This is a genomic window from Solicola gregarius (genome assembly GCF_025790165.1).
GTDB lineage: Bacteria > Actinomycetota > Actinomycetes > Propionibacteriales > Nocardioidaceae > Solicola > Solicola gregarius.
The window spans coordinates 1023530-1044497 of record NZ_CP094970.1; the positions used below are offsets into that span (position 1 = coordinate 1023530).

Consider the following 20968-nt stretch of genomic DNA (forward strand, 5'->3'; position numbering starts at 1 on the left):
ATATTCTGCCACCCGCCACCGACAAGACAGGGTGCTCAGAGGCCTTATCCACAAGGGAATTCGAGATCCACAAGGGAATTCGAGAAAAGTTCGAGAAAGTTTCGAGAAGTGTGCGAGGTGTGGTCGGCGGCGGGAGAGAATCTGCGTTTGGGTGCGCATAGCGACCCAAACGCAGATTCCTTCCTCGCCACCGGGCCGGGCCGGCACCGAAGCGCACGGCAACGATGAAAGCGGAAGTGAAATGGTCGGGGAGAGCCGACCGGCAACCCGAGCCCACCGGGTACGGATCTCGTCGCCGCCATGCGGTCTGCACCGCCGCAAACGGGAAACGATGAAGGCCGGAAGCGAATCGAACGGGAAACGATGAAGGCGGGTAGCGAGGCGCACGGAAAGGTGAAGGCCAGAAGCCCAGCGCACGGAAAGGGTGAAGGCGGAAGCCAAGGCGCCCCTACGCGCTCAGCACCCGTGCGCGCATCAGCCATACGCCTCCGCCTACCAGAAGCCCAATGCCCAGCACCAGAACGATGTTCGACGTGTGGTCGATGTTCGCTGCTGCCAGGGCGGCGAGCCAGGTCCCGATCGCCGCGGCGGCGACGATGGCCCACCGGATGGCCCAGCGGCGGTAGGTCGACGGCGCAAGGTGGATGCCGGCCGGGGTGACCGACTCGAGGCTCGCGGCGGTGTGCAGGACGAGTACCAGGACAGCGCCGACGGGCGTGAGGAGGCTGAGCTCGTCGTCGACCACCATCAGCCAGTTGACGAGCAGCAGTGCGATGGCGACCCCCGCCGCGGGTCCGTCGGGTTGGACGGCGGCACCCACTGCGCATGCCAGGGCGACGAGGGCGATCGTCCAGGAACCGGCCGACGGAGAGGCATCCTCGGTCGCTGCCGCGACCAACACGATGAGCATGGCGGATACGACGATCGCCGATCGAAGCGCCACGGACTGCAGGGTGATGGTCATCGCCGCGCCAGTCTCGGTGCGGCCGCGCGGCGGTCCAGGTCGCGCAGAACCTCGTCGAGGCTGCCCGGTCCGCGCCACGGTACGACGGGCACGCCGACCTCCTGGATGCGATGCACCTCGCGCTGGCGCTCGAGCAGCCGGATGCGCCATGCGAGGTCGGCGTACCGGTCGTCGTACAGGTGCGGCTCGACGTCGCTGGGCAGTGTGTCGACCACGACGATGCTCAAGCCCGAACGGGCGAGGCTCGCGGCGGCAGCCAACGGGCCCTTCGCGATCAGCGGCGACAGCATCACGACGGTCGCGCCCGCACTGAGGCGCTGTTGGCCCTGGAGTGGATCGAACCGCGCGTCGACGCCCGGCCTGATGACGGTCAGCTGTTCGAGTACGCGCCGAAGCTGGGTCGTGCCCGACGACGGAGGTACGCGCCGCATTCCCCGCGAGTCGAGCAGCCGCACCTCAACGCGATCGCCGGCCCGCAGGAACTGCTCGGCGACGGCTGCCGCCGCCCGAACCGTCACGTCGAGCGAGCTCGCGACACCGTCGACACCACCGCTGATGCCGATGTCATCGGTGCCGTCGACCATCAGCACAACGTGTGCGTCCTGATCAGCCCAGGTCGTGATCGAGTGCAGCTCACCCGTACGCAACGAAACCGGCCAATGGATGCGGCGGAGCCGGTCGCCGACCTCGAAGGGCCTGATGCTGTTGAACTCCGCACCGTCGCCGCGCCGCGCCGACCGGTGCCGGCCGACAAGACCCACTGGGTGCGGCATCGGTGCGGACGAGTCGAAGGTCGCCGGGATCGGCGACGTGATGAGCTCGTGCAGCGCGAACGGCCCGGACCGGGCCCGGAACCCGTCCCACACACTGCTCGCGGTGATGTCTGCCGGCCCGACCGTACGACTCCCCCATCGGGCCGACCGCAGGCGCACGTCGGCGGTGAGAGCCGACCCGTCCGGCGTCATCGGAATCGATGCTGGTGTGGGCGCGACCGACACGAACGACGGCACGGTGAGTTCGACGATCGCGTCATCCAGGTGGTCGACCGAATCGAGTCGGAACGCACATCGCGTCGTCTCACCCTCGCGGATCGACAGCGACGCCCATCGAGAGTCGTACGCCGGCCGGTCGGTCGGCCGGCACCACGCGGCCCACACCGCGACGACCAGCAGGGGACCCGCTAGTACCACCAGGTCGATGCGCCCGAAGGCGGCGGCCACCAGCACGCCGCCGAACCCGATCGCGGTCACCCGGACGATCGCGTGCGTTGGCCGCCACGGCGCGAGCCTGGAATCGCTCATGACGCCGGAGTCGCCGGCTGCGGCTCACGGGCGGACGGCACCGGCGTACGCGACAGCACATCGCTGACGACCGAGTCGGCGGTCACGTTGGAGGACCACAGCTCGGGTTTGACCGTGATCCGGTGGGTGAGCACGGCTGGGGCGACGGCCTTCACGTCGTCCGGCGCGACGAAGTCACGTCCGGAGACGACCGCGTACGCGCGCGACGTGAGCATCAAGGCGAGCGCACCGCGCGGCGACGATCCGAGCAGCACATGCCGGTGCTCGCGCGTCGCTCCGGCAAGCGCGACGCAGTACTGGCCGACGCTGTCGTCGACCGTGACCATCTCGACGGCCGCCTGCATCGCCATCAGGCCCGCGGCATCGGTGACCGGTTCGAGTGACTGGTCTTCGTGTCGCCGTTCCACGCGGCGGCGCAGCACCTCCCACTCGTCGCTCGGCGACGGATACCCGAAGCCGATCCGCATCAGGAACCGGTCGAGCTGCGCCTCCGGAAGCGGGTACGTGCCCTCGTACTCGACCGGGTTGGCGGTCGCGAGTACGTGGAACGGCAGCTCGAGCTCGAACGTGCACCCCTCGACCGTCACCTGATGCTCCTGCATCGCCTCCAGCAGTGCGGCCTGCGTCTTCGGCGGTGTCCGGTTGATCTCGTCGGCCAGCAGCAGGCCGGTGAACAACGGCCCGGGGCGGAAGGCGAACTCGCGGACGCCCTGGTCGTACACGAACGACCCGGTGATGTCGCCGGGAAGCAGGTCGGGCGTGAACTGGGCGCGTTTGAAGTCCAGCCCGAGGACCTGCGCGAAGGATCGAGCGGCGAGGGTCTTGCCGAGCCCGGGGAAGTCTTCGAGCAGCACGTGGCCGCCGGCCAGGATGCCGCTCAGCACGAGCGAGAGCGGATGCCGCTTGCCCACGACGGCACGTTCGACGGCGTCGAGTATCTGCGCCGCCTGGACGGAGACGGTGGCCGGCGGGGGTGCGTTCATAGGTCCTCGATCTCGGTCACGATCGCGTCGAGGTAGTCCCGACGCGCGAACTGGCGTGTTGGCGGAGGCTCCCGGACGAACGTGGCGAGCCGCGGCCCGAGGACGTTCGCTGCGGCGGCGGGATCGGCCGCCCGGTCGATGTCGTGGAAGCGGAGCAGTCGGTCGTCGACGAGTTGGACGAGGTCCCGCCAGAGCCAGCTGTCGTCGAATCCCGCCCGGCCGATCTCGCCGAGGCGCCGGCTCCACCGGGTCGTACGCATGTCGCCACCGCGACGCGGGCCGGCGGCCGGCGCATCGGCGATGCCGCGCATACGCGAGTCGACGACCGCGAAGACGTCGGTGGCGAGCCACCCGACCGAGAAGCCGCAGAACGCGAGAACGGCAAGCGCGATGGGATCGATGCCGTCGCCGATGACTACCAGCCCGCCGAGCGCGACCGCCGTGACGAGCACGGCGGCTGCCGCGCGCCGTCGCCAGTCGACGTTCATCGCGGCACCCCCGAGCCGCTCGCCGGGCGACGCTCGAGACTGGCGTGCACGCGATCGAGGGCGTCGATCGCCGCCGTGCGCATCGACTCCGTCACCTCGTGTCGCGAGAACCTCGCCTCCCGGTAAAGCGCCCCGAGCCGAGTGATCGCCGCGTCGTCGACGCCATATTTCGCCAGGATGCGATGGGTCAGCTCGGACGAGGTCTCGGATCCGCGTACGGTCAGGCCCGCCGACATCACGGAGTCCTCCAGTCGCACCCAGCACGCCACGATCGCGTTCCGCGGCGATCCCGTACGTAGTGCCGCGTACTGTCCGGCCGCGTCCTCGCGAACCGCCGCTGCGACATCGGGGAGCGCTTCGCCCGGCGGCGCGATGCCTCCTCGGCGGCGGCGCGCGAGGAATCCTGCCCGTCCCGCACGTAACAGTGCGATGACGGCAGCGAGCAGCGTCAGTCCGATCAGCACGAGGATGATCGTCGCGATGACGCCGAACACGCCGCTGTCATCGCGTTCCGGAGCCTCGCACCGACCATCGCGGCACGCATCGGTCGCGGTCTCGGGCTGCTCGGTGCGTTGGACCGTGGACTCGTCATCGCCCGAGCTCGGCGACCAGTCCAGCGATGGTCCGGCAGACGCGGCCCACACGGCGAGCAGCAGGCCGACCGCGACGAGGCCGCCCACGAGCACACCGGCGAGCCGCCGCCGTGCTCCCTCGTCCATCCATCCCCGCTCTCGTGACCGTGCCAGGTGGAGTTTTCCGCACCTCACCCGACAACTCAACACCATCGCCGGGGCACGTCGACGCACCGAGCGTTCGAGATACCTCGCGCATCGCCGCAAGGGACGCTCGATCGCCTGATATGTTCCGTTTCGATGTACGTACGTCCGCGACCGACTCGCGCCGGCTGGGCAGCCGCCGCCGGGCTCACCCTTGCCCTGCTGCTTTCCGCGTGTGGCGGCATCGAGGTGAGCGCCGGTACGGACGACCTGTCCGCCGACGATGTCGCGTCGAAGGCAGCGGAAGCCCTGACACCGAAGGTCGGCAGCGAGCCCACCGTCACCTGCGACGATGGCCTGACGGCCGAGGAGGGCGAGAGCACGACATGCTCGATGCAGGTCGGCGGCGACCCCAAGGAGTACGCGGTCGAGGCGACGGTGTCGTCGGTCGACGGTGACGACGTGAGCCTCGACTTCCGCAGCGACGACTACCGCCCGACCGACGGCAAGGGCACGATCTTCGCCGACGAGGTTGCCCGGCAGGCAGCGGATGCACTGGAGAAGCAGTACGGAACGCGCCCGAAGATCACCTGCCCCGACGATCTTCCCGGAAAGGCCGGAGCGACGACCCGATGCGTGCTGGGCGTCGAGGGCGACGACACCGAGTACGGCATGACCGCCGAGGTGTCCGAGATGGACGGCACGAGGTATCACCTCGACTTCACCGTCGACGACGAGCCGCTCGACGAGACGAGCTGAGTTCAAGCGCGTCGCGTACCGCAGGTGCACCACACCGCTGTCGACGCCCGTCGACTCATCCGCACGGACGCGCGTGAGGCGGGCCACGTTGTCGATGACGCGCGTCGATGTTACATTCATCGTGTCATATAGCGAGGAGGCTCGATGAGCGAGGTCACCCACCGAGTAGTCATCGTCGGCACCGGGTTCGCCGGCGTCGGCGCCGCGATCCGGCTCAAGCGGGCCGGCATCACCGACTTCGTCATCCTGGAGAAGGACGACGACCTCGGCGGCACCTGGCGCGACAACACCTACCCGGGTTGCGCGTGCGACGTGCCGTCGTACCTCTACTCGTACTCCTTCGAGCAGAACCCGGACTGGACCCGGATGTTCGCCCGGCAGGACGAGATCTGGGCATACATCCGAGGCTGCATCGACAAGTACGACCTCGGCTCGCACATCCGGTACGGACAACAGCTCACCAGTGCCGCATGGGACGACGACAACGCGACCTGGGAGGTCCTCACCGCGCAGGGCACCAGCTACACCGCGCGTGCGGTCATCGCCGGGTTCGGGCCCCTGCACAGCCCGCGCTACCCCGACGTCGAGGGCCTCGACACCTTCGAGGGCACGACGTTCCACTCCGCCGAGTGGAACCACGACCACGACCTCGCCGGTAAGCGGATCGCCGTCATCGGCACCGGCGCGAGCGCGGTGCAGTTCATCCCGCAGATCCGCGAGACGGCCGCGCACGTCGATGTGTACCAGCGCACTCCGTCGTGGATCGTCGGCAAGCCGGACCGCCCGATCGGGGCGTTCGAACGAGCCTTGTACCGACGCGTCCCGTTCGCGCAGCGGGTCGTACGCAACACGATCTACTGGGCGCTGGAGATGCGTGCCCTCGGATTCGCGCTGCACCCGCGCTTCATGAAGCCGCTCGACCTGCAGGCGCGACGTCACATCGCCAAGCAGATAGCCGATCCCGAGCTTCGCGAGAAGGTGACCCCGTCGTACGAGATCGGGTGCAAGCGGCTGCTGATCAGCAACGACTTCTACCCGGCGCTCGCCGCCGACGACGTCGAGCTCGTCACCGATGGCATTGCCCGCGTGACTCCGGACGGTGTCGTGGACAGCAACGGCGTGGAACGCAAGGTCGACACGATCATCTACGGCACGGGCTTCGACGTGGTGGGCAACCTGACCCGCGCCAAGATCGTCGGTCGTGGCGGCGCGGAGCTCGCCGAGACGTGGGAGGAGGACGGAGCTTCGGCTCACCTCGGCATCAGCGTGTCGGGCTTCCCCAACTTTTTCCTCATCATCGGCCCGAACACCGGCCTCGGCCACACGTCGATGATCTTCATGATCGAGCGGCAGGTCGAGTACATCGTCAAGACACTGCAGGCACTCGACGAGCGCGGCGACGACTTCGCCGACGTACGCCCGGAAGCCGAGCGCGCGTTCACCACCAAGGTGCGTGCGAAGCTGTCCGGCAGCGTGTGGGAGTCCGGCTGCTCCAGCTGGTACCTCGACGACAAGGGGCGGCCGGTGACCGTTTGGCCGTACTTCACCTTCAAGTACTGGGCGGACACCCGGAGGTTCCGTACCGCGGAGTACGAGTTCGGTCGCGTACGAAGCTGATGCTGTGCCGGCCGGTGTTTGACGACCGTCGCCTCGGGGTAGGCGTGTGGGCAAGGAAGTCACGACGATGATCGGACCACCATGCACAGACGCCTCACTCTCGCCGGCGCGGCGGCCGTGGTCGGCTGCTCGGCACTGATCGCCAGCGGGCTGGCGAACGCCGATACCGACGACGCATCCGCCCCTGACTCGCTGAAGGGGGCCTTCGCCGACGCCGCCTCGACGTACGACGTACCGCGCGACGTGCTCGCGTCCCTGGCGTATACCGAGAGCCGGTTCGTGCAGCACGACGGGCCCAGCCAGGACAACGGCTACGGCCTCATGCACCTCGAGTCGAACGCAGACAACCACAACCTCGAGCGCGCGTCTCGGCTGACCGACCACAGCGTCGACGAGCTGCAGAGCGACGCGACCGCGAACATCGACGGTGCGGCAGCCGTGCTTCGCAAGCTCGCCGACCGGTCCGGTCTCGACGGGTCTGACCGGTCCGACCTGGCACAGTGGTACGTGCCGCTCGCCAAGTACGCGCGCGGCCAGACGAAGTACGGCGCGAAGCTCGAGGCCGACGCGGTGTTCGACAACGTACGTAACGGATTCACCCACCGCGCCGACGGCGAGCGCCTTTCTGTCGCGGCCCACGACGTACGACCGGAGCGCGGGGCGTACGCGGGTCTGCGTACGGCGGCCGACGGGGTACAGACCCAGTCCGACGACTACCCGGCGGCCCTCTGGGTGCCCGCGAGCTCGTCGAACTACTCCGCAGGCCGTAGCTCGGCAATCAGTGCCGTCGTCATCCACGTGACGCAGGGCTCGTACGCCGGAACGATCTCGTGGTTCCAGAATCCCGAGGCCCAGGTATCGGCGCACTACGTGGTCCGCTCGAGCGACGGCGAGATCACCCAGATGGTCCGCGAGGCCGACACGGCCTGGCATGCACGCGACGGAAACTCGTACGCGGTCGGCATCGAGCACGAGGGCTACGTCGACGATCCGGCCTGGTTCACCGACGTGATGTACCGCTCCTCGGCCGCACTCACCGCCAATATCGCCGACGACAACGGCATCCCGAAGGACCGCGAGCACATCGTCGGCCACAGCGAGGTCCCCGGCAACGATCACACCGACCCGGGCGCGAACTGGGACTGGGACCTCTACATGTCGTACGTGACCGGCGGCGAGGAGCCGGACCCCGAGGAGGGCGTGCCGTTCACGACCTGGGGAAGCGGCGTCAACGTACGCGCCGACGCGACCACGCAGTCGGATGTCGTCGGCTCGTTGTCCGGTCCGACGAACGTGCGGGTGCTGTGCCAGAAGGAGGGCGAGAACGTGTCGTCCGGCGGATACAGCGGCGCTTGGTGGTCGAAGCTGAAGGACCAGGGTGGGTTCATCGCGAACATCTTCGTGGATCATCCCGACAACAAGCTGCCCAACGTGCCGCTCTGTTAGGTCGTGTCGGCTTATGCCGCGTCGATCAGGGAGCGGGTCTGCGCGCCCGGTCTGGCAAGGCGTGGGAGCGAAGTTGTAGTTGGTTTCTCCTGCGAGCGACCGCAACGCAGCCAGGCGGGATGCGAAGGCACGCGAGCCGGCGGGGTATAAGCAGACACGACCTATAGACCTCCTGGGGCTCCCCCCGGCCTCAGGAATGATTCGGCCCCGAACCCACACCGGGTTCGGGGCCGTTTCGCGTCTCGTCAGCGGGCGTAGAACGCGCGCAGCTCTTCGGCGAGCACCTCCGGCACCTCCATCGACGCGAAGTGCCCACCGCGCGGGCGGCTGGTCCACGACACGATGTTCGTGTTGTCGCGCTCGGCGAACGGCCGCATCGACTTGAAGTCGTCGGCGAACACCGTGACGCCGATCGGTCCTTCGTTGACCCGCGCCTCGACGCCCTTCTCCGCGTAGTGGTACCGCACCGCGCCGGAAGCGGTGTTCGTCAACCAGTACAGGCTGATCTGGGTCAGAACCTGGTCACGGCTGAGCAGGCTGGTGTCGTTGCCGAAGTTCTCGAACAGCTCGTTGTACGCGAGCTGGCCGACCGGCGAGTCGCTCAGGGCGGCGGCGATCGTCTGCGGCCGCGAGGCGTTCATCAGCGCGAATCCGTTGACGGTCTGGAACCAACCGGCGAACTCGAGCGCCGCGTAGTCCTCGGGAGTCATCTTCTCGAACTCGGCGGGGTCACCCGACGGGAACGAGAACAGCTGGAGTACGTGCGCGCCGAGGAATCCCTCCGGGTTCAACATCGCCAGCTCGCGCGAGACCATCGCACCACCGTCGGAGCCGTGCGCACCGTACGACTCGTAGCCGAGTCCTCGCATCAGGGTGTCCCACGTCCGCGCCACCCGCGCCATCGTCCAGGCGCCTTCGGCGACGGGCGTACTGAAGCCCATACCGGGCAGGCTCGGGACGACGACGTGGAACGCGTCCTCGGCGCGCCCACCGTGCGCCTCGGGATCGGTCAGCGGGCCGATCGCGTCGAGGAAGTCGACGAACGAGCCGGGGTAGGTGTGGGTCAGCACGATCGGCGTCGCGTCCTCGTGCGGCGAGCGCACGTGCACGAAGTGGATCTGCTGGCCGTCGATCTCGGTCAGGAAGTGCGGGAACTCGTTCATCCGCGCCTCTTGTGCTCGCCAGTCGAAGGCCGACGTCCAGTGGTCGACCATGTCGCGCAGGTACGAGACGGGTGCACCCTGCGCCCAGTCGTCACCGGGGACCTCGGTCGCGAAGCGGGTGTTCTCGAGCCGGGCGCGAAGATCGTCCAACGCGGCTTGTGGAATCGCCACCTCGAACGGGCGGACGGCGAGGGTGCTCTGGGTGCTCGGTGTGTTCGTCATGTCCCCTAAGGTAGGAACGGTTCCGGCACGGTTCGTTCCTGAATTCCCACGCCTTCCGAACTTTCTCAGAGGAGTCTCTGGTGCGCGAGACATCGGCGCGGCTGCTGGCCCTCCTCGGACTCCTGCAGACCCGGGGCACCTGGGCCGGGCCGGAGCTCGCCGCGAAGATCGACGTGGGCGAACGCACGCTACGCAAGGACATCGAGCGTCTACGTGAGCTCGGCTACCCGATCGAGGCCGTCCGCGGTCCGTCCGGCGGTTACCGACTCGGCGACCACGGAAGGCTACCGCCGCTCCTGCTCGACGACGACGAGGCCGTCGCGGTTGCGATCGGGCTCGGTGCGGCACGCGGCGTACCCGGCGTCGAGGAGACGAGCACGCTCGCGCTGACCAAGCTCGAGGACGTGCTTCCCGACCGCCTGCGCCGGCGCGTACGCGCACTTCACGACAGCACCGACCTCGGGCCGGCAAACACGGGCACGAACGTCGAGGACCCGCCCGTCGACCCGATGCTGCTCTCCGAGCTGGCCACCGCGATCCGCGATCACGTCGGGATCCGGTTCTTCTACGGCGAGCCCGAGGAGCCGGTCGAGGCCGACCCGTATCGCCTCGTCAGCTGGCACCAGCGCTGGTACGTCGTGGCCCGCCGCAAGGACGCGGACTGGCAGGCGTTTCGGGCAGACTGGATGACGCTTCGCGTACCCGGCGGGCCGCGGTTCGCACCCGATCCGCTCGAGGGCGAGGACTACGCGTCTTTCGTCCTCCGCGAGGTCGCGTCGAGCGGCTGGAACGTCCACGCACGGATCGCCGTCGACGCGCCCGCCGACGAGGTGCTCTCCCGCGTCCATGCCGCGGTCGGCGTGGTCGAGGAGGTCGACCGAGAGCACTGCGTACTCGTGACCGGAGCCGACAGCCTCGAGACAGTCGCGGTCTGGATCGGCATGCTCGGCCTGGACTTCCATGTCACCGAGCCGCCCGCGCTGGTCGAGCACGTACGCGCGCTCGGCCGGCGATACCGTCGTGCTCTGCCGTGAGTTCAGTGTCTACCTCGTCAGTGCGCGAACGCGCTGTCCATGCTGTCGAGCACCTCGTTGGCGGCGAGGATGCCGATGCCGGTGATCAGGTCGTCGTCGATCTGGCCGGTCCGACCGTCCTCGACCGCGTCGAGGTTCGTCCACAAACCGCTCTTGGTGATCGCGGCCTGCTCGGTGTCCTCGGCGGCGCCGTACGTCGAGGTGAGAAGGTAGTCGGCGTCGGCGAGGCCCAGCTTCTCTGGTGAGAGCTCGACGAAGGTGTCCGCGCCCCTCGCGGGCTCCGGCACCTGCGCTCCGACATCGGCGGTGATGACGCCCGAGAACGACTTGTCGGAGTAGAGCCGGGTCTGGTCGGGCACGAACCGGACGAGGCTGATGACGGTGTCGTCGGGGAGCGCCTTGTCCACCCGCGCCGCCTTCGCTTCGTACGCGGCCATCAGGTCCGCTGCCTTGCCCTCCAGGCCGAGGGCCTCCGCATGGAGCCGGAAGTTCTGCTTCCACGGGTAGCCGACGTTCTCGGAGAAGACGGTCGGCGCGATATCCGACAGCTGGTCGTACAGCGCCTCGTGGCGCACCTTGCTGGACAGGATCACGTCCGGTTCGAGTGCGGCGATCTTCTCGAGGTTCGGTTCGGTGATCGTCCCGACCGGCTCGATTCCGTCGGTGCGATCGCCGAGATAGCCGAGGAACTCGGAGTCGACATCGGTCGTCACGGCTCCGACGGGGGTCACGCCGAGCGCGAGCGCGTCGTCGAGCTCGCCCGTGTCGAGTACGACCACCCGCTCAGGCCGCTCGGGCACCTCGACCGGACCGTTCGCGGTGTCGACGGTGCGGGTCCGCGCTGCGGAGTCCGAGGTGTCGTCCAAACCCCCGCAGGCGGCGATTCCGAGTAAGAGCAGGCAAGCGGCGATCGTCGCGCCGAGCCGATGGGTCATGTTCACCTCTCCTTGTTAGGTGAGGCTTACTCAATCAGATCGCCGGTCGGCTTCAGAGTTGGGGCACGACCTTGTCCGCAACCAGCTCGAGGTGGTCGAGGTCGTCGAGGTCGAGGACCTGCAGGTACATCCGCTGCGAGTCGGCGGCAGCGAACTCGCCGATCCGGTCGACGATCTCGCCCGGCGTACCCGCGAGCCCGTCGCGTCGCAGCTCGCCGGCGTCGCGGCCGATCCGCTCCGCTCGGCGGCGTACCTCGGCATCGTCGGCGCCGCAGCACAGGACGAGCGCGTTCGAGTACGTGAGTGTGTCCGCGTCTCGGCCGGCCGCCGTACACGCCTCGCGTACCCGCCCGAACTGCGTCCGTGTCTCCTCGACAGAGACGAACGGAAGGTTGAACTCGTCGGCGTAGCGCGCCGCCAGCGCGGGCGTACGCCGGGCGCCCTTACCGCCGATCAGCACGGGTGGCCGCGGCGCCTGGACCGGCTTCGGCAGTGCAGGCGAGTCCTCGACCGGGTAGTGCTCTCCGTCGTAGGAGAAGCGCTCGCCGAGCGGCGTCTCCCACAGCCCGGTGACCACCGCGAGCGACTCCTCGAGCCGATCGAACCGTTCGCGTACGCCCGGGAACGGGATGGCGTACGCGCGGTGCTCCGCCTCGTACCAGCCGGCGCCGATGCCGAGCTCTACCCGGCCGCCGCTCATCTGGTCGACCTGGGCGACGGTGATCGCGAGCGGGCCCGGCAACCGGAACGTCGCCGACGTCATCAGGGTGCCCAGGCGGATGGTGGAGGTCTCGCGTGCGAGCCCGGCGAGCGTCGTCCACGCGTCGGTCGGGCCCGGCAGCCCTTCGGTGCCCATGCCGAGGTAGTGGTCGGAGCGGAAGAACGCGCCGAAGCCGAACGACTCGGCGGCGCGGGCCACCCGAAGGAGGTCGTCGTACGTCGCGCCCTGCTGCGGCTCGGTGAAGATTCGTAGATCCATGGCCCCACCTTGCCGTATGGGCTAAGCCGCAGGACCACCGGCGAGCATCCAGCCACCGAGGCCGAGCATCATCGCGGCGATCATCGCGTCCAGGATCCGCCAGGCGCGCGGCCGGGAGAACAGCGGGCCGAGCAGGCGTGCTCCCCAGCCGAGCGACACGAACCACGTCAGGCTCGCGGCGACCGCGCCCGCACCGAACCACCACTGCTCGCCGGAACGATATTGGTTGGCGATCGAACCGAGCGTGAGCACCGTGTCCAGGTAGACGTGCGGGTTCAGGAACGTGAGCCCGAGGCAGGTCAGCACCACGACGCGTAAGGACGCTCGCTGTCCTCCGGACGCGACCAGCTCGGCCGGCCGCATCGCGCGACGAGCGGCGAGAACGCCGTAACACAACAGGAACGCCGCACCGGCGTACCGCACCGCCTCGAACGCCGTCGGGTACGCGCGCAGCGGCTCGCCGAGGCCGACGATGCCGACACTGATCAGCAGCATGTCGGCGCCGGCGCACACGACCACGACCGCCGCGACGTACTCGCGACGCAGCCCTTGGCGCAGGACGTACGCGTTCTGCGCGCCGATGGCGATGATGAGTCCGGCCGACGTGGCGAAGCCGATCAGGAAAGCGAGGTTCACTCCCCGAGCATCGCCCACCACCCGCCTACAGTCCAGCTAATGTTTCTTCACTGCCATTAGCCTGGCTTCATGCACTGGGACCGCCATCAGATCGCCGCGCTCGCGTCCGTCGTTCGTACCGGCAGCTTCGACGCCGCCGCGCGCGATCTGCACATCACGCCATCGGCCGTGAGCCAACGGGTCAAGGCGCTCGAGAACGCCGCCGGTCAGGTCCTCGTGCGCCGCGGACGACCGGCGGTCGCGACGGAAGCCGGGCAGGTGCTGATCCGGCTCAGCGGCCAGACCGAGCTGCTCGAACGCGAGGCCGCCGCGGAGCTTCGCGGCAGCGACGACGCGCCCGTACGCGTGGCCGTCGCCGTCAACGCCGACTCCCTTTCTGCATGGTTCCTCCCCGTGCTGCCCGCCGTGGCGGGGCGGCACGACGTCACCTTCGATGTCCACAAGGAGGACGAGGGGGGCGTCCGCGGAGCTGCTGCGCGACGGTTCGGTGATGGCCGCCGTCACTGCCGAGCCCACGCCTGTGCAGGGTTGCGCCGCCGTACGCCTCGGCGCGATGAGGTACTTGCCGATGGCATCGCGCGACTTCTGCGACCGCTACCTCGGTGGCCCGCTCGGTGCGTCGCTGGCGAAGGCGCCGATGCTGAACTTCAACCGCAAGGACGCCTTGCAGACCAGCTACCTGCGGTCGGTCACCAGACGCTCCGCCTACCCGCCGACGCATTTCCTGCCATCGTCGGCGGCTTTCAGCGAGGCCGTCCGCATGGGACTCGGCTGGGGTCTCGTCCCCGAGCCGGACCTGCGACCCGACGACGACGCGCCCGGCGGCCTCGTACGCCTCGACGACCGGCACGTCGACGTACCGCTGTACTGGCAGCACTGGCGGGTCGAGTCGGCATTGCTGCGCACGCTCACCGAGGAGGTACGCGCGCACGCCGAGGCGGCGTTGCACTAGTGCCCTGCAGGACACTAGCAGCGCTGAAGGCTCAGCCCTGGCTGATGAAACCGAGCAGGTCGTGACGGGTGAGGACACCGACCGGCATTCCGTCCTCGTGCACCAGCACCGCGTCGGCCGCCTCGAGCGCCGCGACGGCGTCCGTGATCGGCTCGCCGGCGCCGATGCTCGGCAGCGGTGGGCCGAGGTGCATCTCGACCGTGTCGGCCAGCTGCGCCTTGCCGGCGAAGATCGACTCCAGCAGCTCGCGCTCGCTCACCGCACCGGCGACCTCGGCCGCCATGATCGGTGGCTCGGCGTTCAGCACCGGAACCTGCGAGACGTCGTACTCGCGCAGGGTCGCGACCGCCTCGGCGATCGTCTCGTGCGGATGCGTGTGCACGAGGTCTGGCAGCGAGCCGTCCTTGCGACGCAGCACCTCGCCGACCGGGCGCTCCTGGTCGGACGGCAGGAAGCCGTAGCGGCCGAGCCACTCGTCGTCGAAGACCTTCGTGAGGTAACCACGCCCGCCGTCGGGGAGCAGGACGACGATCACGGCGTCGGGATCCTGGAGGTCCTCTGCCAGACGTACGGCGGCCGCAACGGCCATGCCGCCCGAACCGCCGATCAGCATGGCTTCCTCGCGCGCGAGCTGGCGCGTGGTCAGGAACGACTCCTTGTCGCTGATCTCGATGATCCGGTCGCAGATGTCGCGGTCGTACGTCTGCGGCCAGAAGTCCTCCCCGACGCCCTCGACGAGGTAGGGCCGCCCGGTGCCGCCCGAGTAGACGGACCCGTGCGGGTCCGCGCCGACGATCTGGACCCGGCCGTCGCTCTTGTCCTTGAGGTACTTTCCGGTGCCGCTGACCGTGCCGCCGGTGCCGATGCCAGCGACGAAGTGCGTGATGCGCCCCTCGGTCTGTTCCCAGAGTTCGGGTCCGGTCGTCTCGTAGTGCGACCTCGGGTTGTTGGGGTTGGAGTACTGGTCCGGCTTCCAGGCGCCGTCGGTCTCGGCCACGAGACGATCGGAGACGCTGTAGTACGAGTCGGGGTGCTCCGGAGGCACCGCGGTCGGGCACACGACGACGTCGGCGCCGTACGCCTTGAGGACGTTGCGCTTGTCCTCGCTGACCTTGTCGGGGCAGACGAAGATGCAGTGATAGCCCTTCTGCTGCGCGACCATCGCAAGGCCGACACCGGTGTTGCCGCTGGTCGGCTCGACGATGGTGCCGCCCGGCTCGAGCAGCCCTTCCTGCTCGGCGGCTTCGACCATCCGCGTTGCGATTCGGTCCTTCACGCTGCCGCCGGGGTTGAAGTACTCGACCTTCGCGAGAATCGTGCCGGGCGCGCCCCGAGTCGACTTGTTCAGCCGGACGAGCGGGGTGTTGCCGATGAGATCGAGGAGTGAGTCGACGTAGTCCACACCGACACCTTACGGCTCCCGGATTTCGGTGCCGCAGCGCCGGAGTAATCTGCTCCCATTTCCTTGCCCGATCGGGCATCATCGAAGGTATGGGGACATCTCGGGCGGCGGCGCGGAGGCTCGCGACGGCCGCTGCGTACGGTGGAGGAAGCGTCGGGCTGCTCGGTGGCGCGCTCTGGGGCGTGATGAAGACCGAGGCATCCCTGGCCCGCAAGACGATCGGCGACGCAACGGGCAAGCCGCCGTCGGGCGACGGAGTGTACGGGCGCGAGCTCATGGGCGACGTGATCGACTTCGCGATGCTCGGTGACTCCGCGGGCGCCGGGTACGGCGTCGCCAGCGGCCTCGACACACCGGCCGCACTGATCGGCGAGGCGCTCTCCAACATCACCGGTCACCCGGTACGCGCGGCGTGCCACGCATTCGTCGGCGCACAGACCTCGGACCTCGATGGCCAGATCGACCGCGCGCTCGCGTACGAGCCGAAGGTCGCCGCGATCGTCGTCGGCACGAACGACGTCACACACGCGGTACCCCCTGCCGAGTCGGTCCGCCGGCTCGGCGCCGCAGTCCGGCGACTGCGCGATGCCGGCTGCGAGGTGGTGGTGGGCACCTGCCCGGACCTCGGCACCATCGAGCCGTTGCGCCAGCCGCTGCGCTCGTTCGCCCGGGCGTGGAGCCGTCATCTCGCGGCCCGCCAGACCGTGGCGGTCGTCGAGGCCGGCGGGAGCTCGGTGTCGCTCGGCAGCCTGCTCGGGCACGACTTCGCGATCGCACCCGACGAGTTCTTCAGTGACGACAGGTTCCACCCGTCGGAGACGGGGTACGTCAGCATGGTCACGGCGATGCTGCCGGCGATCGCCCGCGCCGGCGGGGTCGACGACGAGGACGACGAGGCGCTCGCGTACACCCCGGGAACGGTCCTCCCGGTGTCGTTCGCCGCAAAGCGAGCCGCCCACCAGTCGGGCACCGAGGTGTCGGGCGCGATGGTGGGCGGCAGGAGTCGCGGGCCACGTGGACGGTGGGCCGCGATCCGTCGGCTGCGGGGCTGACGGTCAGTCGTTGCCGGCGAAGATCGCCGCGATGCGCAACATCTCGATGTAGATCCAGACCAACGTGACGGTCAGTCCGAACGCGGCCCGCCACGACTCGCTCTCCGGCAGGCCCGCGGCGACACCGCGCTCGACGAAGTCGAAGTCGAGGATCAGGCACAGCACGCCGATCACGACCGCGGCGCAGCTCACCAGGAGTCCGAACGTGTCGAAGTCACGGAACCCGAAGTCGGCGCCGAACAGGCTCATCACGAAGTTCAGCAGCGCAAGGGCGACGAAGCCGAACAGGGCCGCCATGACGCCGCGACGGAACTTCTCGGTGACCTTGATGTTGAAGACCTTGTAGACCGTGAGCGTCCCGGCGAAGGCCGCGATCGTGCCGAGTACCGCCTGCAGCACGATCGAGGAGTCGCCGCCGATGAACGAGACGATCATCTTCGAGAACGCGCCGATGAACACGCCTTCGACGACCGCGTACGCGATCACCAGCGGCGGGCTGATCACTCGCTTGAACGAGTTGACCATCGCCAGGGCGAAACCGGCGATGGCGCCGCCCATGGCGAGCATGTACGTGAGGTTGACGGCGTCCTGGTCGACATCCGCGCCGTCGACGAGCGGCCCGATGAACCACCAAGTCGCGAACGCGGCGAGCGCGGCAACGGTCAACGTGATCGCGGTCTTCTGCACGACCGTCTCGACCGTCATCGGCTGGATCTGGGGCGGGGCGCCGTGATCGCCGAGATCCAACGACCACGACGACGGATCGGTGTAGCCGGGCGTCGACTGGGCGCTTCGGCCGTTGAACCCGTCGCTTCGAGCGAATACCGGGTTGTTGCTCTGCATGATTCCTCCGTCAGGGAACGATCCCACGGTCGGGCGGGTCTCCACCCTATCCAACGCGCGACTCACCGCGATGAATCCCCGCAGCAACTAGGAGATGAACGCAACGAGTTTTCCGGTCTGGCCTACGAGATCGGGTTGTACGCCATCACCTGTGGGTTGTTCTTCGACCCTGCGATGTCGCAGACGATCGTGACCGTCTGGCCGCCCTTCATCTTCACGTCGGCAGTGGCGACGACATTGTGACCGCCGGAGTCGAAGGAGACCGCGTCGATCGCCGGCCAGGTGTCCTTGGGATCGACGTCTTCGCAGGTGTCGAGCACGACCTGTGCGTCGATCGGGAGGTCATCCGGGTCGTCGGGCTCATCGGACTCGAGGTCGTCGGGAATCGCGCCGTTGTCGTCGCTGTCGTCGTCGGACTGCCCGTCGTCGTCGCCCTCGTCGTGGTCTCCGTGGTCGCCGTGGTCCTTGTCCTTGCCGCGCCCGTCGTCATCAGCATCGTCGTCGGGGCTCTCGGCCGGCTCGGACGTGTCGTCGTCCGTCGTCGAGTCGGTCTGGGTGGTGGTCTCGTCGTTCGTCGGCTCGTCGTCGGAGTCGCCTCCACACGCTGTGGCGGTGAACGCCAACAGGGCGGCGGCGATGACGGCGGACAGGCGGCGTCCCATGGGACCTCTCTTCGGGCGTACGGGCAACGGAAACGTCCACCAGCGTAGAGCAGAGCCCGAACCGCGGTCGATCCGTCCGCGGTGGCGGGCGGGTCCGGTCAGATGCCCAGTGGAATCGTGGCAAGAATGTTCTTTTGACCGGTCCTGGCCGGTCAAAGGAACATTCCCTCGTCGCGGCACGACGAGGCCGGCAGCCCAGCGCGCAGGAAGCCGATAGGTGGAACCGACGGTGCGGGAAAGCCGACAGACGACGGCCGCCACCCGCGTACCTCCGTCTGCGCAGCAACCGAAGGAGAGGGAAACCCGATAGGTGGAACCGAAGGAGCGCGAAACCCGATAGGCGCCGGCCGGTAGGCCGGGAGAACCGACGGCGAACCCGAGCCGACTGCGCACCTGCGTCGTCGCCGCGGCCGACCCGCAGCACCAGCCACCTTGCCCGACCGATCGGTCGGTTCTATGCTGCGAGGCGACGGCAACTTTCCCGACCCGAAGGACCACATGACCTCCGCAGCAGCCGACCTCGACGCCCTCGTCGCCAAGCATGCAGACCTGCTCGAGAACGCCCAGCGCGCGGCGCGTACGCGAGAGTACTGGTCGGCGTTCCCCGAGTCGCCGAGCCCGCGGGTGTACGGCGAGGATGCCGCAGCGGAGGGCGAGCAGGCGTTCCGCGCGCTGCTCGGGACCACCCTCGACCTCGGCCAGCCGACCGACGGCACGCAGGTCGGCAGCGAGTCCTCACCGTACGGTCTCGAAATTGGTGTGCGATACCCGCGCGCAAGCGCCGACCAGCTCGTCGAGGCCTCGCGGATCGCCAACCGGGCTTGGCGATCGGCAACGCCGATTGAGCGGGCCGCCGTATGCGCCGAGATCCTCGTACGGATCAACCGTCGCAGCTTCGAGCTCGCACACGCCGTGATGCACACGTCGGGCCAGGCATTCGTGATGGCATTCCAGGCCGGCGGCCCGAACGCCCAGGACCGCGGGCTGGAGGCGACCGCGTACGCGCTCACCGAGCAGACCCGGCACGCGTCGTCGGTGCTCTGGGAGAAGCCACAAGGCAAGCGTCCGCCGCTTCGGATGACGAAGGAGTTCACGCCCGTCGCCCGCGGAATCGGCCTCGTGGTCTGCTGCAACACGTTCCCGACGTGGAACGCGTACCCAGGGATCTTCGCCAGCCTCGCGACCGGCAACACTGTCATCGTCAAGCCCCACCCGCACGCCGTACTTCCCCTGGCCGTCACGGTTTCGATCGCACGCGAAGTGCTGGCGGAGTTCGGGTTCGACCCCAACGTCGTGCTCCTCGCGCCCGAGGACGACGGCGACCGCCTCGCCGCAGATCTCGCCCTCGACCCGCAGATCGGCATCGTCGACTTCACCGGCTCGACGGCGTTCGGCGAATGGCTCGAGCGCAATGCTCGTCAGGCTCTCGTGTACACCGAGAAAGCGGGCGTCAACTCGGTCATCTTCGAGTCGACTGACGCGTACCGCGCCGCACTCGGCAACCTGGCATTCACGCTCTCGCTCTATTCCGGGCAGATGTGTACGACGACACAGAACATCCTCATCCCGGCCGAGGGCGTGCAGACCGACGAGGGCGTCAAGACGCGCTCCGAGTTCGCGATCGACCTCGGCGAGGCCATGGACAAGCTGCTCGGCGACGACGAGAAGGCGGCCGCACTGCTCGGCGGCATCGTCAGCGACGACGTCGCCAAGCGACTCAACGCGGCGTCCGCGAGTCCCGACCTCGCGGTCTCGAACCGTCAGGTCAACGTTGCCGAGTGGCCCGACGCGCGCATCTACACGCCCGTCGTACTGCTGGCCAAGACCAGCGACGACCACACGTACACCCAGGAGTGCTTCGGCCCAGTGTCGTTCCTCGTCGAGACGGCTACCCGCGACGAGGCGATCGATGCGTTCGCGGAGATGACCAAGGAGCAGGGCGCGCTCACCGCGGGGGTCTACTCGACCGACGAGGCCTACCTGGAGCGGGTACGCGAGGCCGCGCTCGATGCGGGTGTCTCGCTCTCGGAGAACCTCACCGGTGGCGTTTTCGTCAACCAAACTGCGGCATTCTCCGACTTCCATGCGACCGGCGCGAACCCCGCCGCCAACGCGACGTACGTCGACGGCCACTTCGTCGCCGGCAGGTTCCGGTTCATCGGCACCCGACGGCACGCACCCGATGCCTAAGGTTCTGCCGTCGGGCGAGCCGAGGCCGCGCTACGACGCCGCGCTGCTGCTCGACGTCGCCGCCCGCGTCTTCACCGAGCGCGGGTACGACGGCACCAGCATGGAAGACCTGTCTCGGGCGTCCGGACTCTCGAAGTCGTCGCTCTACCACCACGTCGCGAGCAAGGAGGAGCTCCTGCGGCGAGCGCTCGAGCACGCGGTCGACCCGTTGTTCGCCATCATCGACGAGGCCGGTGCCCGGGAGGGCCGTGCCGTCGACCGGCTCGAAAGTACGTCATCGACCGCGCCGTGCACGTGCTGGCCGAGCGGCTGCCCTATGTGACCCTGCTGCTGCGCGTCCACGGCAACACCGAGACGGAGCGTTGGGCGCTCGAGCGCCGGCGAGCGTTCGACAAGGTGATCGCCCGGCTCGTACGCGACTCGGTCGCCGACGGTGACGTACGCGCCGACATCGACGCCGCGACGACCGCGCGCCTGCTGCTCGGGATGGTGAACTCGCTGGTCGGGTGGTACCGGCCCACGACCCGCTCGGGCGACGTGGTCGACCGGCTGGCCGCCCAGGTGACCACCCTCGCGTTCGACGGGTTGCGAACCTAGACCCAACCGATCGATCATCTCGGACTT

The 20968-nt window shown here is 68.6% G+C and carries 21 protein-coding genes and 1 pseudogene; 10 read left to right on the forward strand and 12 right to left on the reverse strand.

Annotated elements, in window-relative coordinates:
• Window positions 1–448 precede the first annotated feature (448 nt).
• The 5 genes from L0C25_RS05120 to L0C25_RS05140 are packed head-to-tail and all read right to left on the reverse strand — an operon-like array spanning window position 449 to window position 4455.
• Window positions 449–964 (reverse strand): hypothetical protein, encoded by a 516-nt coding sequence (locus L0C25_RS05120; RefSeq protein ID WP_271635356.1) that lies wholly within the window; start codon window positions 962–964, stop codon window positions 449–451.
• Window positions 961–2265 (reverse strand): DUF58 domain-containing protein, encoded by a 1305-nt coding sequence (locus L0C25_RS05125; protein ID WP_271635357.1) that lies wholly within the window; start codon window positions 2263–2265, stop codon window positions 961–963. The genes L0C25_RS05120 and L0C25_RS05125 overlap by 4 nt, the downstream gene beginning before the upstream one ends.
• A complete protein-coding gene (locus L0C25_RS05130) occupies window positions 2262–3248 on the reverse strand; it encodes an AAA family ATPase (RefSeq protein ID WP_271635358.1) in 987 nt (328 codons plus the stop codon). The genes L0C25_RS05125 and L0C25_RS05130 overlap by 4 nt, the downstream gene beginning before the upstream one ends.
• Window positions 3245–3736, reverse strand: coding sequence for a hypothetical protein (locus tag L0C25_RS05135; protein ID WP_271635359.1), 492 nt, complete (start codon window positions 3734–3736; stop codon window positions 3245–3247). Before L0C25_RS05135 ends, L0C25_RS05130 begins: the two co-directional genes overlap by 4 nt.
• The gene (locus L0C25_RS05140) at window positions 3733–4455 is read right to left on the reverse strand and encodes a DUF4129 domain-containing protein (RefSeq protein WP_271635360.1); all 723 of its coding nucleotides are present in this window, start codon (window positions 4453–4455) and stop codon (window positions 3733–3735) included. Before L0C25_RS05140 ends, L0C25_RS05135 begins: the two co-directional genes overlap by 4 nt.
• 153 nt (window positions 4456–4608) lie before the next feature.
• Here L0C25_RS05140 and L0C25_RS05145 point away from each other — a divergent pair, with 153 nt between their 5' ends.
• The 3 genes from L0C25_RS05145 to L0C25_RS05155 all read left to right on the forward strand — a co-directional run bounded on the left by L0C25_RS05145 (window position 4609) and on the right by L0C25_RS05155 (window position 8274).
• Window positions 4609–5211 (forward strand): DUF4333 domain-containing protein, encoded by a 603-nt coding sequence (locus L0C25_RS05145; protein WP_271635361.1) that lies wholly within the window; start codon window positions 4609–4611, stop codon window positions 5209–5211.
• Window positions 5212–5355: 144 nt separating this feature from the next.
• Window positions 5356–6828: a flavin-containing monooxygenase gene (locus L0C25_RS05150; RefSeq protein WP_271635362.1), complete on the forward strand. Its 1473-nt coding sequence runs from the start codon at window positions 5356–5358 to the stop codon at window positions 6826–6828.
• A gap of 81 nt (window positions 6829–6909) precedes the next feature.
• On the forward strand, window positions 6910–8274 hold the full coding sequence (locus L0C25_RS05155; RefSeq protein ID WP_271635363.1) for an N-acetylmuramoyl-L-alanine amidase: 1365 nt from the start codon (window positions 6910–6912) through the stop codon (window positions 8272–8274).
• A gap of 245 nt (window positions 8275–8519) precedes the next feature.
• Here L0C25_RS05155 and L0C25_RS05160 read toward each other — a convergent pair whose 3' ends face one another.
• A complete protein-coding gene (locus L0C25_RS05160; protein ID WP_271635364.1) occupies window positions 8520–9659 on the reverse strand; it encodes an epoxide hydrolase family protein in 1140 nt (379 codons plus the stop codon).
• 80 nt (window positions 9660–9739) lie between these two features.
• Between L0C25_RS05160 and L0C25_RS05165 the strand changes: the two genes are divergently transcribed.
• Window positions 9740–10693, forward strand: coding sequence for a helix-turn-helix transcriptional regulator (locus tag L0C25_RS05165; RefSeq protein ID WP_271635365.1), 954 nt, complete (start codon window positions 9740–9742; stop codon window positions 10691–10693).
• A gap of 17 nt (window positions 10694–10710) precedes the next feature.
• On the opposite strand, the gene L0C25_RS05170 is transcribed toward L0C25_RS05165, so the two are convergent.
• The 3 genes from L0C25_RS05170 to L0C25_RS05180 are packed head-to-tail and all read right to left on the reverse strand — an operon-like array spanning window position 10711 to window position 13243.
• Complete coding sequence (locus L0C25_RS05170; RefSeq protein WP_271635366.1) at window positions 10711–11628, reverse strand: ABC transporter substrate-binding protein; 918 nt, start codon at window positions 11626–11628, stop codon at window positions 10711–10713.
• A gap of 52 nt (window positions 11629–11680) precedes the next feature.
• A complete protein-coding gene (locus tag L0C25_RS05175) occupies window positions 11681–12607 on the reverse strand; it encodes an LLM class F420-dependent oxidoreductase (protein ID WP_271635367.1) in 927 nt (308 codons plus the stop codon).
• Between the two features lie 21 nt (window positions 12608–12628).
• The gene (locus L0C25_RS05180) at window positions 12629–13243 is read right to left on the reverse strand and encodes a LysE/ArgO family amino acid transporter (RefSeq protein ID WP_271635368.1); all 615 of its coding nucleotides are present in this window, start codon (window positions 13241–13243) and stop codon (window positions 12629–12631) included.
• A 69-nt stretch (window positions 13244–13312) separates the two neighbouring features.
• Between L0C25_RS05180 and L0C25_RS05185 the strand changes: the two are divergent.
• Window positions 13313–13441: pseudogene (locus L0C25_RS05185) on the forward strand (LysR family transcriptional regulator); the annotation flags it as partial.
• 292 nt (window positions 13442–13733) lie between these two features.
• Window positions 13734–14195 (forward strand): LysR substrate-binding domain-containing protein, encoded by a 462-nt coding sequence (locus tag L0C25_RS05190; protein ID WP_271635369.1) that lies wholly within the window; start codon window positions 13734–13736, stop codon window positions 14193–14195.
• A 31-nt stretch (window positions 14196–14226) separates the two neighbouring features.
• On the opposite strand, the gene L0C25_RS05195 is transcribed toward L0C25_RS05190, so the two are convergent.
• The gene (locus tag L0C25_RS05195) at window positions 14227–15597 is read right to left on the reverse strand and encodes a cystathionine beta-synthase (protein ID WP_271635370.1); all 1371 of its coding nucleotides are present in this window, start codon (window positions 15595–15597) and stop codon (window positions 14227–14229) included.
• An 89-nt stretch (window positions 15598–15686) separates the two neighbouring features.
• Between L0C25_RS05195 and L0C25_RS05200 the strand changes: the two genes are divergently transcribed.
• Window positions 15687–16649 carry an SGNH/GDSL hydrolase family protein gene (locus L0C25_RS05200; RefSeq protein ID WP_271635371.1) on the forward strand — a complete coding sequence of 321 codons (963 nt, stop codon included), beginning with the start codon at window positions 15687–15689 and terminating at the stop codon, window positions 16647–16649.
• A 3-nt stretch (window positions 16650–16652) separates the two neighbouring features.
• Here L0C25_RS05200 and L0C25_RS05205 read toward each other — a convergent pair whose 3' ends face one another.
• Both L0C25_RS05205 and L0C25_RS05210 read right to left on the reverse strand, forming a co-directional pair.
• Complete coding sequence (locus L0C25_RS05205; protein WP_271635372.1) at window positions 16653–17492, reverse strand: Bax inhibitor-1/YccA family protein; 840 nt, start codon at window positions 17490–17492, stop codon at window positions 16653–16655.
• Between the two features lie 122 nt (window positions 17493–17614).
• The gene (locus L0C25_RS05210; protein ID WP_271635373.1) at window positions 17615–18154 is read right to left on the reverse strand and encodes a hypothetical protein; all 540 of its coding nucleotides are present in this window, start codon (window positions 18152–18154) and stop codon (window positions 17615–17617) included.
• A 498-nt stretch (window positions 18155–18652) separates the two neighbouring features.
• Between L0C25_RS05210 and paaN the strand changes: the two genes are divergently transcribed.
• The 3 genes from paaN to L0C25_RS05225 are packed head-to-tail and all read left to right on the forward strand — an operon-like array spanning window position 18653 to window position 20941.
• The gene (paaN, locus tag L0C25_RS05215; protein WP_271635374.1) at window positions 18653–20344 is read left to right on the forward strand and encodes a phenylacetic acid degradation protein PaaN; all 1692 of its coding nucleotides are present in this window, start codon (window positions 18653–18655) and stop codon (window positions 20342–20344) included.
• Complete coding sequence (locus L0C25_RS05220; protein WP_271635375.1) at window positions 20337–20666, forward strand: TetR/AcrR family transcriptional regulator; 330 nt, start codon at window positions 20337–20339, stop codon at window positions 20664–20666. Before paaN ends, L0C25_RS05220 begins: the two co-directional genes overlap by 8 nt.
• Complete coding sequence (locus L0C25_RS05225) at window positions 20633–20941, forward strand: hypothetical protein (protein ID WP_271635376.1); 309 nt, start codon at window positions 20633–20635, stop codon at window positions 20939–20941. Before L0C25_RS05220 ends, L0C25_RS05225 begins: the two co-directional genes overlap by 34 nt.
• Window positions 20942–20968 lie beyond the last annotated feature (27 nt).

Excerpts from the sequence above, each read along its gene's own strand:
- L0C25_RS05120 (WP_271635356.1), bottom strand. The coding sequence starts at position 964 with ATGACCATCACCCTGCAGTCCGTGGCGCTTCGATCGGCGATCGTCGTA.
- L0C25_RS05125 (WP_271635357.1), bottom strand. The coding sequence starts at position 2,265 with ATGAGCGATTCCAGGCTCGCGCCGTGGCGGCCAACGCACGCGATCGTC.
- L0C25_RS05130 (WP_271635358.1), bottom strand. The coding sequence starts at position 3,248 with ATGAACGCACCCCCGCCGGCCACCGTCTCCGTCCAGGCGGCGCAGATA.
- L0C25_RS05135 (WP_271635359.1), bottom strand. The coding sequence starts at position 3,736 with ATGAACGTCGACTGGCGACGGCGCGCGGCAGCCGCCGTGCTCGTCACG.
- L0C25_RS05140 (WP_271635360.1), bottom strand. The coding sequence starts at position 4,455 with ATGGACGAGGGAGCACGGCGGCGGCTCGCCGGTGTGCTCGTGGGCGGC.
- L0C25_RS05145 (WP_271635361.1), top strand. The coding sequence starts at position 4,609 with ATGTACGTACGTCCGCGACCGACTCGCGCCGGCTGGGCAGCCGCCGCC.
- L0C25_RS05150 (WP_271635362.1), top strand. The coding sequence starts at position 5,356 with ATGAGCGAGGTCACCCACCGAGTAGTCATCGTCGGCACCGGGTTCGCC.
- L0C25_RS05155 (WP_271635363.1), top strand. The coding sequence starts at position 6,910 with ATGCACAGACGCCTCACTCTCGCCGGCGCGGCGGCCGTGGTCGGCTGC.
- L0C25_RS05160 (WP_271635364.1), bottom strand. The coding sequence starts at position 9,659 with ATGACGAACACACCGAGCACCCAGAGCACCCTCGCCGTCCGCCCGTTC.
- L0C25_RS05170 (WP_271635366.1), bottom strand. The coding sequence starts at position 11,628 with ATGACCCATCGGCTCGGCGCGACGATCGCCGCTTGCCTGCTCTTACTC.
- L0C25_RS05175 (WP_271635367.1), bottom strand. The coding sequence starts at position 12,607 with ATGGATCTACGAATCTTCACCGAGCCGCAGCAGGGCGCGACGTACGAC.
- L0C25_RS05190 (WP_271635369.1), top strand. The coding sequence starts at position 13,734 with ATGGCCGCCGTCACTGCCGAGCCCACGCCTGTGCAGGGTTGCGCCGCC.
- L0C25_RS05200 (WP_271635371.1), top strand. The coding sequence starts at position 15,687 with ATGGGGACATCTCGGGCGGCGGCGCGGAGGCTCGCGACGGCCGCTGCG.
- L0C25_RS05205 (WP_271635372.1), bottom strand. The coding sequence starts at position 17,492 with ATGCAGAGCAACAACCCGGTATTCGCTCGAAGCGACGGGTTCAACGGC.
- L0C25_RS05210 (WP_271635373.1), bottom strand. The coding sequence starts at position 18,154 with ATGGGACGCCGCCTGTCCGCCGTCATCGCCGCCGCCCTGTTGGCGTTC.
- paaN (WP_271635374.1), top strand. The coding sequence starts at position 18,653 with ATGACCTCCGCAGCAGCCGACCTCGACGCCCTCGTCGCCAAGCATGCA.
- L0C25_RS05220 (WP_271635375.1), top strand. The coding sequence starts at position 20,337 with ATGCCTAAGGTTCTGCCGTCGGGCGAGCCGAGGCCGCGCTACGACGCC.